Here is a 14,672-nt window from a genome sequence, read left to right as displayed (position 1 = left end):
CAGGCGATGCCCCCGGCCCACCCGCCCTGCCAGCTACCAGCAGCCGCGCGCCGAGCGCCGCTCGGCGGGCGCCGGTTACCGGGCGTCGGTTGCCGATGCCGGTGGCCCCGGCGCCGGCGGAGGTGGAACCCGCGTCCGATGCCGGTGGCCTCGGCCCCGGCGGAGGTCGAAACCACAGCCGGTTGCAGGACCACCCGTTCGCAGACGTCGTACCGCCCCCGCGCGCGGTTCACGCCCCCTGACCTGCGGAGTCCCGAACCTCCAGGCTGATGACTCGTCAGCACTCCGACGCGGCGCGATCCAACTCCCCCGATGGAGGGGAAAAAGTTCGGATGGAACAAACTCTTGACCGCGCTCCGACAATCAGTATGGTCTAGACCAAGCAGGCGGCGTGGGGCCGCTGTTACGGCCGACGACCCGTGCCCCCACACCCGGTCGCCATCTGACACGCCCTGTGGCTCTGCGCCGCCTGCGGTTGTCACCTGCCCCCACGGCAGGCCCCCCACTCAAGGAGTTCCACCATGCGCGGTAAGAAGAAGCTGGCTGTCACTCTCGGTGCGGCCATCGCGCCGATCCTGGCCGTCAGTCTGCCCTCCGGAACGGCCAGCGCCCACGGCTACATCAACTCGCCCCCGAGCCGCCAGGCCCAGTGCGCTGCCGGCTCCCTGCCCTGTGGCCCCATCAAGTACGAGCCGCAGAGCGTGGAAGGCCCCAAGGGGCTCAGGAGCTGCAGCGGTGGCAACGCTGCCTTCGCCGAGTTGGACGACGACAGCAAGCCCTGGAAGGTCACCCCCGTCAGCCGCACCACCAGCTTCAACTGGCGTCTGACCGCCCGCCACGCCACCAGCACCTGGCAGTACTACGTGGGCGGCAGCAAGATCGCCGAGTTCAACGACGGCGGGGCACGGCCCGGCGAGACCGTGACCCACCGGGTCAACTTCGGTGGCCTGTCCGGCAAGCAGAAGGTGTTGGCGGTTTGGAACGTCGCCGACACGTCCAACGCCTTCTACGCCTGCGTGGACGTGAACATCAGCTAGCCCGGAACCGGGCACGGCGGCGCCGCACGCCGGCGCTCTCCGCTCGATCCGCCGCGCCGCCGCACGGCGCGGGGCGGGTCACTCGGCGGCGTCCCCGGGGCGCCGGGGTGGGGCGACGACGGACTGCACAACTACGGCGGGGGCCGCCGTCCGTCGTCGTCGCCGACGCCGCCGTGTCCACTCCCAGCTCGTCCGGCGCTCCCCAGCCGCGCTGAGCCCGCCGGTTCCGGCCGGCTCGCAGCCCGTAGGCCCCGACAGCCCTGACTCCTACCGGTCGCCCCAGACTTGACCAGCCCCCCGACCGCTAACAGCCCCCGGCCGCTACCGGCCACCCCGGGCCCTACCGAGCGACCCGGGATGCGTCAGGTTCCGGTCGCCTCGGCCGCTCCTCACCTCGGCCGCTCTCGATCTCAGCCGCTCGGCCCCCGCCGTCTCGGCCGATACGCAGCCCACGAGCCTTAACCGAGGCGACGGCCACGGCCTGGCTCACGGCCGCGCCGGAAGTCAGCGCCGCCACCGAGGTCAGTTCCGAGGTGAAGGGGCGGAGGCCGGGCTCCCCAGTCCGGGGCCCAAACCGTGGCGAAGGCCCGAGGTCAGGCCGCAGCCCGGAGCCCCCAGCCCGGAAACCAAGCCGGAGCGAAAACCCGAGGTCACGCCCGCAGATCGGAGCCCAAGGAGCCGGGACGCATGCCCGAGGCCAGGCCCGCAGCTCGGAGCCCGCAAGCCGGGATACGTACCCGAGGTCAGACCCGTAGCCCGAGGTCCAGGTCAGGGGTCGAAGTCACAACCGGGCCGGGCCCGGAACGACAGCCACCGGCCCTCAACCGGTCCTCAGTCGGCCTTGAGTCAGCCCTCAGCCGACCTTCGGGGGCGTGTCCGCGAGGGCGGTCACCTGGAGTCGGCCCCAGTCCACGACGCGGTCGAAGTTCAGGACCGCGGACCGGGTCTCGGCGGGCGGGGTGACCTTGAGGTGCCGGGAGTGCACGGCGTCCGTGCCCGAATGGGTCCAGGCGAGGTCGGCCCATGCCGAGTCGCCGGCCTCCACGCGTACGTTGGTCTTGCCCGGGTCCTTCGCGTACCAGGTCGAGCCCCACTCGGCCTTGGTGGCGAGCGGCTTGTGCTGGGTGTTCTCCAGGCCGAGCCCGGGGTAGCCGCGCAGGATGCAGGTGTGGTCGGTGCTGTTCTCGAACCGCAGGTAGATGCCCGCGTGGCTCATGCCGTTGCGTACGCCGTCCGGCACGCCGCCCTTGTCCAGCGTGACCTTGAGGCCGGCGAGCTTGCAGGTGGGCGTGGCGGTCGCCGCGGGCGCGCCGCGGTCGCCGGCCGGCTGGCCGACCGCGCCGGCGCTGCTCGCGGTGAGCCCGGCGGTTAACAGGGTCGCGGCCAGGACAGCGCCCCCGGCAACGGCGCGGCCTGAGCGCGCGGCGCGCCGCGGTGCGACGGTCGTGGTGTGGGCGGTGCTCGTGGTGCGAGTGCTGTGCATGATGGGTTGAATCCTCCTCGTACGGTTCCGGCGTTGTGCTCGGGATGTCGGTATGGGCCTGAGTGCTCCCATTCCGTACTAGAAGTGACCCGATGAAGTGGCCAATGGAGGCGTCTCCCTTCAGCCAGGAAAACGGGCCCGAGCTCGCCGACCGCGTACCCCGCCGTGCGCCCGGCTCCCCCAGCGCCCTCGGCCGGGCGTTCCGCGCGCCCCGTACGCCCCGTACGCGCCAACGTCGAGCACTCAACTGCCTTACACTGTTTGCCACTTGGGCGCCGTCTGCGTCGTCGTCCAGCAGAGAGTGGGGATGAGTCGAGGTCGGGTGGTGGCCGGCCGTGGGTTCGGTGCGGCGGGCGGGGTGGCGTGCGGTGTGTGGCCCGTATGACGAAACGGCCGCCGAGGCGGCCGTTTCGACCCGCACCGCTGCGAGCGTGGCTGCTCAGCCGGGGTGAGGGGGCGGGGGCGGAAGGGGGTGCGCCGGCGGTTAGAGCGGCAGCCCGTAGTCGGTGCAGGTCGGCTTGAAGTGCGGGTCGTTGGGCCCGAGCGCGTTCACCACGTGCTGCACGGCCGGCCCGTCGACGAACATTCCCACATGGCCGACCGGGTCCGCGGGGCACTGGTCCTGGATGGTGATGTTGCGGACCGCGTCGCCCTTGAGGAAGGCGTTGGTGTACGGGGTGACGACGGCGTCCTTCGTGGTCTGGAGCACCAGGTAGCGCACGCCGGGCACGGTGTCGCCGTCGGCGAAGAGGTCCTTCTGGAACCGTGAGTTGATCTCCTGCTGCTTGAGCGCCGGCAGGCCGACGAAGTCGAAGAGGTTGTTGACGAAGCCGATGATCCCGAGCGCCTCACCGAGGTTGGTCAGGCCCGAGAGCGTGGTGCCGTGGTTGCTCGGCGACAGGGCGACCAGGGTGCCCACCTTGCCGGCGCCGTTCAGCCGCTTGAGGTAGTAGTTCGGCATCATGCCGCCCTGCGAGTGGCCGACGAGGTTGACCTTCGTCGCGCCGGTCGCGGCCAGCACCCTGTCGACGAAGGCGCTCAACTGTCGGGCCGACGCGGGGATGTCGGCCAGGCCGCCGACGCGGCCGAGCGAGAGGTGGTTCATGCCGTAGTTGAGGGCGAAGACGCAGTGGCCCGCGTTGGCGAGGGTGGGGGAGATCTTCGTCCAGTTGGCGCCGAGGTTCACGCCGGTGGCGTGCACGAGGACGACGGGGTACGGGTGCTCGGCGGACGGCTTGCACCGCCAGTCGTTGGCGCCCTCGACGGCGCCCGGGCTGGCGATGAAGTTGCGTACGGCCTCCGACAGGCCGCCCACCGGGTGCTCGGCCCGCACGCTCGGCCCGGCCTGGGTCGTGCTGGCGGACTGTTCGGCCTGGGCCGGGCCGGCGGCGGTGATGGTGGCCGCGCCCAGGCACAGGGTCATGCCGACGGCCGTGGCCCAGCGGCGCACGGACCGTAGGGGGCGCCGGCGGTTGGGGGACTGGTTCATGAGGGTGAACCTCCGAAAGGGCGGGGCGGCGGCCGGCCCGTACTCGGGGCTGGCCGGGCGCGTGGGGGCGTGCCGGATCGCCGCGCGGGCGCACGGCGGCACGGGGACAGCGCCGGACGGCGGGCGTGGGGCCCGCCGCCCGGCAGGGGCGCGACCCGCGGTGCGGGCGTGCCTGAGCTGGGTCGGGGCAGGGGGTGCCGCCGTGAGCGGGGCGTTCCGCGGTGGGTGTGCGCGGACGGCGGCGCCGGCGCGCGGGGCTCGGCGCGCCGGCGCACGGCGGCAACTCGTGGCGACGCCGGGCGGCAGCCCGGTGCGGCCCGAGCGAGCGACCCGGCGGGGCCGCGTGGGGGCGTGCTGGTGGAGCGGGTGGAGCGGGGGCGGGTGCGGGGTGCGCGGCGTGGTGCCGCGCGGTGGTGGGGCGCTTGTGGGGTGTGGGGGTGGTACGCGGTGGTGCGGGTGTGCCCGTGGGGTGGTGAGTGGTGCGGGGTGGTGCGGCGGCTCTGCGTACTGCGGGTGGGGCGGGGGTGCGTACGTCACCGCGTGCGGGCCCGCGCTGCGCGGGCGTGCGCGTGGTGACGTTGCTGGCCACGGTCCGAAAGGAGCGCGTCCAGCCGGTGTTACCTGACGGTAAGTCTGCGGTCGCGCGCATGACAAGGGTCGTGCGTCGAGCGAATCTGGGCGGCCTTCGGACCGTACGGAGCGGGCCGGCGGTTGGGCTCGTACGGGCGGGGCGGAGGGGGCTGGCCGGGCCGCCGGGGTGGCGGGACGGGCCGGGGCCCGGGCGCTCGGGGCGCCCGAGCCGGTGGTGGGCGCGCCGGCGTACGAGCCGGGGCCGAGCCCACGGCCGGACGGGTGAGCGAACGCGCGGGCGTACGGGTAGGGCTACGCCCGCACCCGCCACCGCAGCGCTGCACCCGACGCACCGGCGAAACCCACCGCACACGCCACCCCGCCACACCGGCCAGACAGCCCGCACCCCACCAGTCACGCAGCCCCCCACCGCACGGCCACGCAGCCCCCGCCCCACCAGCCACGCAGCCCCCCCACCCACCGCCCCACGCCCCGTCCCGACCCGCCGGACTCGTCCGACTCGCCCAACGAGACCCGCCCCAATCCAACCCAATCCGGCCTGTTCCGGTCTGACTCGACCTACTCTGATCGGATCTGCTCCCACGCGACCGAGGTGAACGGCGTGAACGATGACGGCCCGGGGGGACTGCACTGCCTGGTCACGGGAGCGACGGGGTACATCGGGGGCCGTCTGGTGCCCGAGTTGTTGGCGGCCGGCCACCGGGTGCGGTGCGTGGGGCGTTCGCCCGAGAAGCTGTACGCGCACCCCTGGGCGGACCGGGTCGAGATCGTGCGCGGCGACGTGCTGGACGCCGACGCGATGGGCGCCGCGCTGCGCGGCATCGATGTCGCGTACTACCTGGTGCACGCGTTGGGCACCGGGCGGAGCTTCGAGGACACCGACCGGCGTGCCGCCCGTACCGTCGCCGAACAGGCCACCGCCGCGGGCGTGCGCCGGCTCGTCTACCTCGGTGGTCTCACGCCGGAGGGCGTACCACCCGCCGAACTCTCGCCGCACCTGCGCTCGCGCGCCGAGGTGGGTGACATCCTGCTCGCCTCGGGTGTGCCCACCGCCGTGCTGCGCGCCGCCGTCATCATCGGTTCCGGTTCCGCGTCCTTCGAGATGCTGCGCTACCTCACCGAGCGGCTGCCGGTCATGGTCACGCCGAGTTGGGTGCGTACCCGCATCCAGCCGATCGCCGTCCGCGACGTGCTGCGCTACCTCGTCGGCTGCGCCGAACTGCCCGCCGACGTGAGCCGCGCGTTCGACATCGGCGGGCCGGACGTCATGACGTACGTGGCGATGATGCGCCGGTACGCCGAGGTCGCCAGGCTGCCGCGGCGGGTGATCGTGCCGCTCCCACTGCTCACGCCGCGGCTCTCCAGCTACTGGGTGGGCCTGGTCACGCCGGTCCCGCGCGCCATCGCCAAGCCGCTCACGGCCTCGCTGCGACACGAGGTGGTCTGCCGGGAACACGACATCGCCCGCTACGTCCCCGACGGGCCGGACCAGCCGCTCCCCTTCGACGCCGCCCTCGCCCTGGCCCTCCGCAGGGTCCAGGAGGCGCAGGTGGCCACCCGTTGGTCGTCGGCCGCGTTGCCGGGGGCGCCGAGCGATCCGCTGCCGACCGATCCGGACTGGGCCGGCGGCAGCCTGTACACCGACCACCGCGAGCTGACCGTGGACGTCTCGCCGGCCGCCCTGTGGCGGGTCATCGAGGGCATCGGGGGTGAGAACGGCTGGTACTCCTTCCCGCTCGCCTGGGCCGTGCGCGGCTGGTTGGACCGGCTGGCCGGCGGGGCCGGGCTGCGCCGTGGCCGGCGCGACGGCCAGCACCTGCGGGTGGGGGACGCGCTGGACTTCTGGCGGGTGGAGGCGGTCGAACCGGGCCGGCTGTTGCGGCTGCGTGCCGAGATGCGGATGCCCGGGCTCGCCTGGCTGGAACTGCGCGTCGACCGGGACGCGGACACCGGCCGGACCCGTTACCGGCAGCGGGCGCTGTTCCATCCGCGCGGGCTGCTCGGCCACGCCTACTGGTGGGCCATCGCGCCGTTCCACGCCCTCATCTTCGGCGGCATGGCCCGCAACATCGTGGGAGCCGCCGCGCACGAGACGGCGCCGGACGCGGTCCCACCCGCCGTGCCACGGTGACCGCCACCGCCTCGATCCCGCGGGCCGGCCTCGCGGGACGCGCCCCGCGAGGCCGGCCCGCCCGGGCCGGAACCCGCCAGCCGACCCCGCGGAGAGGGGCGGGTCCGGGCCAGGACCCGCCCCGCTCCGCGGCCCCGTGCGCATGTGGATCACCGGACCAGGAGGGAAGCCGATGCGGGTTTCCGTCGTCTTGTTCACCGCCGACCTGCGAATGCACGACCACCCGCCGCTGCGGGCCGCCCTGGCCGGCGGCGGGCGGGTGGTGCCGCTGTTCGTCCGCGACAGCGGCATCGCCACGGCCGGCTTCGGGGCGCCCAACCGGGAGGCGTTCCTCCGCGACTGCCTGGCCGACCTCGACGCGGGGCTGCGGTCGCGCGGAGGCCGGCTGGTGCTGCGCTCCGGCGACGTGGTGGAGGAGACGTGCCGGGTCGCGGCGCAGGTCCTGGCCGGGGAGGTGCACGTGTCCGCGGGCGCCAGCGGCTACGCGCAGCGCCGCGAGGAGCGGTTGCGGGCCGCGCTCGAACGGGACGGGCGGCGCCTGGTCGTGCACGAGGCGGTGACCACCGTCCTTTCGCCCGGCGCGGTGACCCCGTCCGGGGGCGGGAGCCACTTCGCGGTGTTCACGCCGTACTTCCGCGCCTGGTCCCGGCAGGCGCCACGGGACCCGCTGCCGGCCCCGCGCGCGGTGCGACTGCCGGAACGGTCCGTCGCCTCCGACCGGATGCCCGTGCGCGGGGGCGTGCGCGGGCTCTCGCCCGGGCTCGCGGTCGGCGGCGAGAAGGACGGCCGGCGGCGCATGACCGCCTGGCTGCGCGACGGGTTGGCCGACTACGAGGAGAACCACGACGACCTCGCGGGCGACGCCACCTCGCGCTTCTCGCCCCATCTGCACTTCGGCACGCTGTCACCGGTCGAACTCGTCGCCCGGGCGCGCAAGGTCGGCGGGCCGGGCGCGGCGGCCTTCGAGCGGCAACTGTGCTGGCGTGACTTCCACCACCAGGTGCTCGCGGCCCGCCCCGAGACGTCCTCGGTAGACTACCGACCGCGCGGCGACCGCTGGCGCGACGCCCGGGAGCAGGCAGCCGAGGACGTCGCGGCCTGGCGCTCGGGCCGCACCGGGTTCCCCGTGGTGGACGCCGCGATGCGGCAACTGGCGCACGAGGGCTGGATGCACAACCGAGGCCGACTGCTCACCGCGAGCTTCCTGACCAAGACGCTGTACGTGGACTGGCGGGTCGGCGCCCGCCACTTCCTCGACCTGCTGGTCGACGGCGACGTGGCGAACAACCAGCTCAACTGGCAGTGGGTGGCCGGCACCGGCACGGACACCCGGCCCGGCCGGGTGCTCAACCCGGTGCGCCAGGGCAGACGGTACGACCCGGACGGCGCGTACGTACTCCGCTGGGTGCCCGAACTCGCCGACCTGCCGGGGCCGGCGGTGCATGAGCCGTGGACCCTGCCGGCCGAGGAGCGGGCGCGCTACGACTACCCCGACCCGATCGTCGACCTCGCCGCCGGCCGGGACCGCTTCCACCGCGCCCGCGACCAGGGATGACCGGGTATGACATGGGGTGACCTGGGCGTATGGCCTGTTCGGGTCGCTTGGTCGGGCCCGGTGGCGGGGCGCGGCCGGGGGCGAGTGTCAGTGGTGGCCCTTAGCGTGGTTCGTGGTCGCTCGCCGCTGCCGCGCCGCCGTCCGCTCGTCCCCGCACGCCCGGCCCCGCTCCCGGGGCCGCCCGCCACCGCTACCACCTCATGGAGATCCCGATGACCATTCGCCGTGTCGTCCCCAACCTCGCCTCGCAGGCGCAGGAGGAGAGCCGTGACTTCTACGGCCTGCTCGGCTTCGAGGAGGTCATGAACCAGGGCTGGATCATGACGCTCGCCTCCCCGTCCCAACCCGCGGCGCAGGTCAGCTTCATGACCGAGGACAGGACCGGGCCCGTGATCCCGGACCTGAGCGTGGAGGTGGAGGACGTGGACGCGGCGTACGCGGCGGTGCGCGACAGCGGGGCGGAGATCGTGCACCCGTTGCAGGACGAGGAGTGGGGCGTACGCCGGTTCTTCGTCCGCGACCCCAACGGGCGGGTGGTCAACGTGCTCGGCCACCGCTGACCCGCCCCCGCCCCCGTACGGGACCCGCTCGCGCCTGCGGACGGAATCCACCCCCGCGCGCTCACGGAATCCGCCCCGCCCGGGTACGGAACCCATCCTCGCCCGCTGACGGGGGCCCGGCCCGCCCGCCGGGGCGGGTGGCGGTCAGGACAGCGTGTCCGCGACCACCGAGGCCGCCTCCGCGATCAGCTTGTTGTCGTACTCGGCGTCCTTGTCGCGCCGGTTCGACATGATGGCCATGACGATCGGGGCCGAGTCCGGGGGCCACACCACGGCGATGTCGTTGCGCGCGCCGTACGTGCTGCCGGCGCCGGTTTTGTCGCCGACCTTCCAACTCTTCGGCACGCCGGCCCGGATCAGCTCGTCGCCGGTCTGGTTGGTGCGCAGCCAGGTGGTGAGTTGGGCGCGTTCCGGCTTGCGGAGCACGCTGCCGAGAACGAACGCCCGCAGGTTGTGGGCGAGCGTCCGTGGCGTGGTGGTGTCGCGCGGGGACGCCGGGTCCCAGTCGCTGAGCCCCGGTTCGATGCGCTCCATCCGCGTGACGTCGTCGCCGATCCCCTTCAGCACGGCGTCCAGCCCCTTCGGGCCGCCGATCTCCTCGAAGAGCAGGTTGGCCGCGGCGTTGTCGCTGTAGCGCACGGCGGCGTCGCAGAGCGCGCGCAGGGTCATCCCGGTGTCGACGTGCTTCTCCGTCACGGGAGAGTTGGCGACCAGGTCGTCCTTGGAGTACCGGATGACCTTGTCGAGGCCGGACAGGGAGAACTCGCGCAGTACGGCGCCGGCCTCCAGGGCCTTGAACGTGGAGGCGAAGGGAAACCGTTCGCCGTCGTTGTAGGCCACCTCGCGCCCGCTGCCGGTGTCGACGGCGTACACGCCGAGCCGCGCGTCGAACTTCCGCTCCAGGTCCTTGATCTTGTCGGTGGCCGCGGACGCCGCCGCGTCCGGCGTGCCGGGCGTCGCGGCCGACGGCGGCGCCGACGACGCGGTGGCCGACCGGCTGGCCGAGGGCGACGCGTCGGCGGAGTCGTCACCGCCGCAGGCCACGAGCGGTGCGAGGGTCAGCGTGGCGAGCGCGCCGATGACGGCTCGCCGGGCACGGGTGTACTGCATGGCGTGGAAACCTCCGGTGGGTGTGTGCCCCGTGTGCGGGGCGCGTGGCCGGGCCCCGCACACGACGGAGCAGGGCGTGCGGGAGTGGGGCGCGGGCGTGCGGAAGGAGGGCGACCGCCCCGCCGATGCCGGGCGGGGGCGTCTCGGACCACCCTCGCGCCCGGCGGCCATGCGGTCCAATGCGCCCACGCGCGATTCCATGCGCAAACGGCATACGAGGCGGGAGCGGGACGGGGGCGGAGTGGGTGCGGGGCGGTGCGGTGCGGGCGGGGAACGAGCGCGGTGCCGGCGTACGGGACTGACACCGTGCCCGGAACGGGACTGAGACCGGGCCCGGCGCGGGGCTGACATAAGGTGCGGGCGTGGATCTGGTGGGAGCGTGTCGCGCGTTCGTCAGCGTCAGCGAGCGCGGCAGCTTCACCGTCGGGGCCGCCGCCGCCCGCATGTCCCAGTCGGTGGCCAGTCGGCGGGTGGCTGCGCTGGAGGAACGGTTCGGGGAGCCGCTGTTCGAGCGCGCCTCGCGGCGCGCCCGGCTCACCCCGTTCGGCCGCGACATGCTGCCGGTGGCCAGGCAACTCGTCCAGGCGGCGGACGTGCTGCTGGACGAGGCGGAGGCCGCCAGGCGCAAGCCGTGGCGGCTCGCGGTGCCCGACATCTGCTCGACGGCCAGGCTCGCCCGCCTCGTCGCCGACGCGCGCGGCCAGGGCGTCACGCTCGACCTGCGGGTCGCGGCGCCGGCGCAGCGCGGCGAACTCCTGCACGCCCAGCAGGTGCGGGCCGCGCTGCTCGCGGTGCCCGCCGCCGACGCCACCTGGTCCGTGCCGCTCGGCCTGGCCGGGGTCGCCGACCCGGGCGTACGGCGCGTCTACCTCGACACGCTCCGGGTCGGCCGGGCCAGCACCGGCCCGGCCCGACGCGTGTGGGTGCAGCCCGAGGACGACGTACCGCACGTGCGCGACCCGCTCGCGCGACTCCGCGACGCGGTCGGCCTGCGGCCCGCCCAACTCGCCACCGCGGCCGACCTGACCACCGCCGCCGCGGAGGTGCTGGCAACCCGCGACCTGCTGCTGTGCTCCCCGGACCAGGCCGACGAACTCGCCCTGCACTGGCGGCCCATCGGAGAGTTGGCCCTGCGCCGCGGGTTCGCCCTCGCGGCGGCGGGCGACGGCAACCCCCACCTCGTCCAGACCCGCCTGGGCCGGGCCATCGCCCGCTGCCTGGGCGTGGAGGAGGCCGCCGCGGGCGATACGGGCGGTACGGGCGATACCCGTGATGCGGGCAGTACGGGCGATACGAGCGCGGCCGGTGCGTACGTGTCCGGTGCGGGCGCCACGGCCGGTGCGGACGAGATGGGCGCGGATGCGGCAGCCGGCGCGGTCGTGGCCGCCGACCCGGACATGGCAGCCGGTGCGGACGTGGCCGCCGACCCGGACGTGGCCGCCGGTGCGGTCGGGCGCTGGAGCGGTGACGCGCGGGGGGTGGCCGGGGCGTGAACACCGAGTCGCTGCTGCGCGCGGCGCGCGCGTCGCTGCGCGAGGGTGGCCTGCGCGGCTGTCTGCTCGTACGGGACCTGCACACCGGCGAGGAGCTGGGCATCGATCCGGACACCCAACTGCCCTCCGCGTCCCTGGTCAAGGTCCCGCTCGCGGTGGCGACGGTGGAGCGTATCCGGCGCGGGGAGCTGGACGGGGCGATGGCGCTTGAGGTGCAGCCCGGGCGGATCAGCACGCCGGGCCCGACCGGGCTGAGCCGGTTCCGTCACCCGGCCCGGGTGGCGGTCGACGACCTGCTCTACCTCAGTACGTGCGTGAGCGACGGCACGGCGGCCGACGCGCTCTTCGAACTCACCCCGCCCGCCCAGGTCGCCGCCATCCTGCGCGAACTCGGCCTGCGCGACATCACCGTCCGACACGGCATGCGCGAGCTGTCCGAGACCCCCGAGGAGCGCTTCGACGCGACCCAGGCCCACCTCGCGCACGCGCTGGCCATCGACGCCGGCACCAGCGGACGCGGCCACCGCGTGCCCCAACTCGACACCACCCGCGCCAACACGGGCAGCGCCCGCGCCTACGTCGACCTGCTCCAGGCCCTGTGGCGGCCCTCGGCCATCCACCCCGAGGTGGCGGCCCGGATACGCGACCTGATGGCGCACAACCTGTTCCGCCAACGACTCGCCCCGGACTTCAGCTCCGACGCCACCACCTGGTCCTCCAAGACCGGCACCCTCCTCAACCTGCGCCACGAGATCGGCGTCGTGGAGCACGCCGACGGCCAGGTCTTCGCCGTCGCGGCCCTGACCGAGTCACTGGTCCCCGCCAGCTCCCAGCCGGGCGCGGAGGCCCTGATGTCCCAGGTGTCCCGCACGTTGCGAGATCACCTCCGACAACTGTGAGGCGGACGCCCGCCCCCGCATGCCGCCGCTCCCGCAGGCCGCCGCTCACCTCGCCGGCGCGGCCGGCCCGATGTCTTCTGCGGGTGTGATGTGCCAGTGGAGGGTGACGGTGGCGGTGTAGCGCAGGTGGCGTCCGTCGGGGTGGTCGTGGGCGGCGTGGTGGGTGCACCAGCGTTGTGCTTGGTGGTGCGAGCGGTGAGGGTGACGCTCTCCTTGGGGTGCAACTCCCGTTCACACAGGGCACATGGGGTGGGCAGGGCGCCGGGCCCGTGGGCGAAGAAGACGGCGGAGGTGAGCACCGCGCCCAGGTAGTACGGCTGCGCCACGTACCGCCCCGACCATTCGCCCGTGATCCGCCAATGCAACCCAGGCCCCGTACGCCGATGCGAGGGCGGCACACCCACGTAGTGCGTGCCGCTGCCCGCGCCGAGCAGGGTGACGTACTGGCCCAGGCGCTCCCAGTACGCGAACCCGCCCGTCTCACCCGGCGGCAGCAGCCAGTACGTGGAGGAGGTGCGCGGGTCGATGATGGCCGCGCAGTTCTCCGTACCGTCCAGGATCTGGAAGGCGGCGTCCGCGATGGCGGCGGAGGTGCGTACGGCGTCCCGCTGGCAGCCGGCCGGCAGGAGCATCACACCCTCCTCCGACGGCGGGACCCAGCCGAGTCCGATCACGACCGCCCGCCCGTCGTGGGCCGCAACGCGGCGATGGTGTCCGCGAGTTGGTCGGCGCGGGCGACGAGCCGGTCGGGTGAGCCCCCACCGGCCTCTCCGAGGGCGGCGAGGACGTGGTTGCCCAGGTACGTCGGCAGCGTGAGGCTGTGCCACCCCAACTCCCCGGCCCGCGTCCAGCGGACGCCTCCGCCGGGGGGAATCCAGTCGTGGGGTGGGGGTGGGATGGTGGCGACCATGAGGCGACTCCGTAACGGTGCGCGTGCTGACCGTTACATCGTGATCGGCCGCGAGGCGCACTGCGTTGCGCGATTGGCAACGCCTCGCTTGTTGACGTGGTGATCCCCTGCTGCTAGATGCCACACCACGCGGCGAACTCGCGCAGCGGCTCCTCCGCGCGCTGGCGTGCTCTCAGCAGCGTGGCCACGGTCTCGTGCACCGTGTGGTGATAGCGCGTGAGCTGGGCCGACGCCGTGCGTGCCGCGTGGAGGGAGGCGAGTGCGGCGGGGCGTTTCGCGGTCCACGCCTCCGCGCGGGCGCGGTCGATCCAGTAGTGCGCCGCCCTCGTCGGTGCGTAGTCCTTCGGCAAGCGGACCGTACGGGCGTATGCGAGTGCCTTCGCGTGGTCGTCGCGATCGCCGGCCGTCGCGATCTGGTGCAGGCGTACGTTCAGCGGGCCGAACGCCAGCGCGTAGTGCCGGGTTTCGCCGGTCACCCTCGCCAGCTCGGTGGCTTGCCCGAGCCAGTCGTCCGCTGCCGAGTCGTCGCCGTCCCGGGCGGACAGAACGGCGGCCCGCAGTTGGAGGGTGCCCCTCACGGCCAGGGTGGCGGGGTCGCCGTCGGCGTCCAGGTCACGCAGTGCGTGCCGCATCAGGGAGACGCCTCGGCTCAGCCGTGAGCTGTCCGCCGCCATCTGGGCGCGCTCGTACCGTTCGATCGCGACCTGGCGTGGATCGCCGGAGTGCGGGGCGGCGACCGCCATGCGGGTGAGGGCCAGCCGGGCCAGGTCCATGTATCCGAGCCGATAGGCGACGATGGCCGCCGTCCGCGCGGCCTCGGCTTGCGGGACGTGGGCGCGCTCGTGTCGGTGTCCGGTGGGCTGGAGTTGGCTGGCGATGGCGATCTCGGTGACCAGGCCCGGGAGGCGTTCGGCGAGCTTGGTGAACTCGGCCTGTACGCGCAGCGCGATGAGTTCCTGTACGGCCGTCTCAAGGACGGCGAGGGGGCGCGGGGGCGGCGCGTCGTCTGGTGGGAGGTCCCAGTCGTCGAACGCGGCGCTGATCGGCGTGAGCAGGGCGTCGAGCTGGTCGCGCTGGAGGGCTTGGATGTACGGCTGGCCGCGCAGCACGGAGACGTTGACGCCGAGCGCGCGGGCGACGGCGGCGAGGACGGGCTCGCTCGGGTAGCGATCCCCTCTCTCGACGCGGCAGAGCTGGCTTGCGGACACGTGGGCCTGCCGGCCCAGTTCCTGGAGGGAGTAGTCGCGGATCAGACGGAGTTGGCGTACACGCGCGCCGATGGTCTCGGTGGTGTCGGTGGGGTCGGACATGATGCTCCCCGTTCTCTGCTGACACTCGGCGCGGTAGCGCTCAACGGGGCTGCGGGCGGACCCTGTTGGTACGGGTGCGCCCGGCGTGAGCGCGTCCGTCGCGG

Annotated in this window: 11 protein-coding genes and 1 pseudogene; 6 read left to right on the top strand and 6 right to left on the bottom strand. The window is 74.0% G+C overall.

Annotated features, from left to right (window positions below):
* The first annotated feature begins 521 nt into the window (after nt 1–521).
* The gene (locus H7H31_RS13010; protein WP_187060158.1) at nt 522–1,037 is read left to right on the top strand and encodes a lytic polysaccharide monooxygenase auxiliary activity family 9 protein; all 516 of its coding nucleotides are present in this window, start codon (nt 522–524) and stop codon (nt 1,035–1,037) included.
* A gap of 853 nt (nt 1,038–1,890) precedes the next feature.
* On the opposite strand, the gene H7H31_RS13005 is transcribed toward H7H31_RS13010, so the two are convergent.
* Nucleotides 1,891–2,520 (bottom strand): DUF4232 domain-containing protein, encoded by a 630-nt coding sequence (locus H7H31_RS13005; protein WP_187060157.1) that lies wholly within the window; start codon nt 2,518–2,520, stop codon nt 1,891–1,893.
* A 484-nt stretch (nt 2,521–3,004) separates the two neighbouring features.
* Entirely contained in the window at nt 3,005–4,009 is a 1,005-nt protein-coding gene (locus tag H7H31_RS13000) for an esterase/lipase family protein (protein ID WP_197995957.1), read from the bottom strand.
* A 1,192-nt stretch (nt 4,010–5,201) separates the two neighbouring features.
* Here H7H31_RS13000 and H7H31_RS12995 point away from each other — a divergent pair.
* From H7H31_RS12995 to H7H31_RS12985, 3 genes are all read left to right on the top strand, one after another.
* Nucleotides 5,202–6,731: an SDR family oxidoreductase gene (locus H7H31_RS12995; protein ID WP_187061797.1), complete on the top strand. Its 1,530-nt coding sequence runs from the start codon at nt 5,202–5,204 to the stop codon at nt 6,729–6,731.
* A gap of 172 nt (nt 6,732–6,903) precedes the next feature.
* A complete protein-coding gene (locus H7H31_RS12990; RefSeq protein ID WP_187061796.1) occupies nt 6,904–8,286 on the top strand; it encodes a cryptochrome/photolyase family protein in 1,383 nt (460 codons plus the stop codon).
* Nucleotides 8,287–8,498: 212 nt separating this feature from the next.
* A complete protein-coding gene (locus H7H31_RS12985; protein ID WP_187061795.1) occupies nt 8,499–8,846 on the top strand; it encodes a VOC family protein in 348 nt (115 codons plus the stop codon).
* Between the two features lie 144 nt (nt 8,847–8,990).
* Here the strand turns inward: H7H31_RS12985 and bla are convergent, their stop codons facing one another.
* On the bottom strand, nt 8,991–9,956 hold the full coding sequence (gene bla / locus H7H31_RS12980; RefSeq protein ID WP_187061794.1) for a class A beta-lactamase: 966 nt from the start codon (nt 9,954–9,956) through the stop codon (nt 8,991–8,993).
* Nucleotides 9,957–10,318: 362 nt separating this feature from the next.
* On the opposite strand from bla, the pseudogene H7H31_RS12975 reads away from it, so the two are divergent.
* Both H7H31_RS12975 and H7H31_RS12970 read left to right on the top strand, forming a co-directional pair.
* Nucleotides 10,319–11,209: pseudogene (locus H7H31_RS12975) on the top strand (LysR family transcriptional regulator); the annotation flags it as partial.
* Between the two features lie 236 nt (nt 11,210–11,445).
* Nucleotides 11,446–12,348 carry a serine hydrolase gene (locus H7H31_RS12970; protein WP_187061793.1) on the top strand — a complete coding sequence of 301 codons (903 nt, stop codon included), beginning with the start codon at nt 11,446–11,448 and terminating at the stop codon, nt 12,346–12,348.
* Here the strand turns inward: H7H31_RS12970 and H7H31_RS12965 are convergent.
* The 3 genes from H7H31_RS12965 to H7H31_RS12955 form a co-directional block, all read right to left on the bottom strand.
* Nucleotides 12,330–12,980 carry a hypothetical protein gene (locus H7H31_RS12965; RefSeq protein ID WP_187061792.1) on the bottom strand — a complete coding sequence of 217 codons (651 nt, stop codon included), beginning with the start codon at nt 12,978–12,980 and terminating at the stop codon, nt 12,330–12,332. The genes H7H31_RS12970 and H7H31_RS12965 overlap by 19 nt on opposite strands.
* A 38-nt stretch (nt 12,981–13,018) precedes the next feature.
* Nucleotides 13,019–13,258, bottom strand: coding sequence for a hypothetical protein (locus H7H31_RS12960; RefSeq protein WP_187061791.1), 240 nt, complete (start codon nt 13,256–13,258; stop codon nt 13,019–13,021).
* Nucleotides 13,259–13,371: 113 nt separating this feature from the next.
* Nucleotides 13,372–14,568, bottom strand: coding sequence for a helix-turn-helix domain-containing protein (locus H7H31_RS12955; protein ID WP_187061790.1), 1,197 nt, complete (start codon nt 14,566–14,568; stop codon nt 13,372–13,374).
* Nucleotides 14,569–14,672: the final 104 nt, after the last annotated feature.

The sequence above is a fragment of the Streptomyces buecherae genome, from assembly GCF_014295035.1.
GTDB lineage: Bacteria > Actinomycetota > Actinomycetes > Streptomycetales > Streptomycetaceae > Streptomyces > Streptomyces youssoufiensis.
This window is presented reverse-complemented; position numbering and strand designations above follow the sequence as displayed.

Excerpts from the sequence above, each read along its gene's own strand:
- H7H31_RS13005 (WP_187060157.1), bottom strand. The coding sequence starts at position 2,520 with ATGCACAGCACTCGCACCACGAGCACCGCCCACACCACGACCGTCGCA.
- H7H31_RS13000 (WP_197995957.1), bottom strand. The coding sequence starts at position 4,009 with ATGAACCAGTCCCCCAACCGCCGGCGCCCCCTACGGTCCGTGCGCCGC.
- H7H31_RS12960 (WP_187061791.1), bottom strand. The coding sequence starts at position 13,258 with ATGGTCGCCACCATCCCACCCCCACCCCACGACTGGATTCCCCCCGGC.
- H7H31_RS12985 (WP_187061795.1), top strand. The coding sequence starts at position 8,499 with ATGACCATTCGCCGTGTCGTCCCCAACCTCGCCTCGCAGGCGCAGGAG.
- bla (WP_187061794.1), bottom strand. The coding sequence starts at position 9,956 with ATGCAGTACACCCGTGCCCGGCGAGCCGTCATCGGCGCGCTCGCCACG.
- H7H31_RS12955 (WP_187061790.1), bottom strand. The coding sequence starts at position 14,568 with ATGTCCGACCCCACCGACACCACCGAGACCATCGGCGCGCGTGTACGC.
- H7H31_RS12990 (WP_187061796.1), top strand. The coding sequence starts at position 6,904 with ATGCGGGTTTCCGTCGTCTTGTTCACCGCCGACCTGCGAATGCACGAC.
- H7H31_RS13010 (WP_187060158.1), top strand. The coding sequence starts at position 522 with ATGCGCGGTAAGAAGAAGCTGGCTGTCACTCTCGGTGCGGCCATCGCG.
- H7H31_RS12965 (WP_187061792.1), bottom strand. The coding sequence starts at position 12,980 with ATGCTCCTGCCGGCCGGCTGCCAGCGGGACGCCGTACGCACCTCCGCC.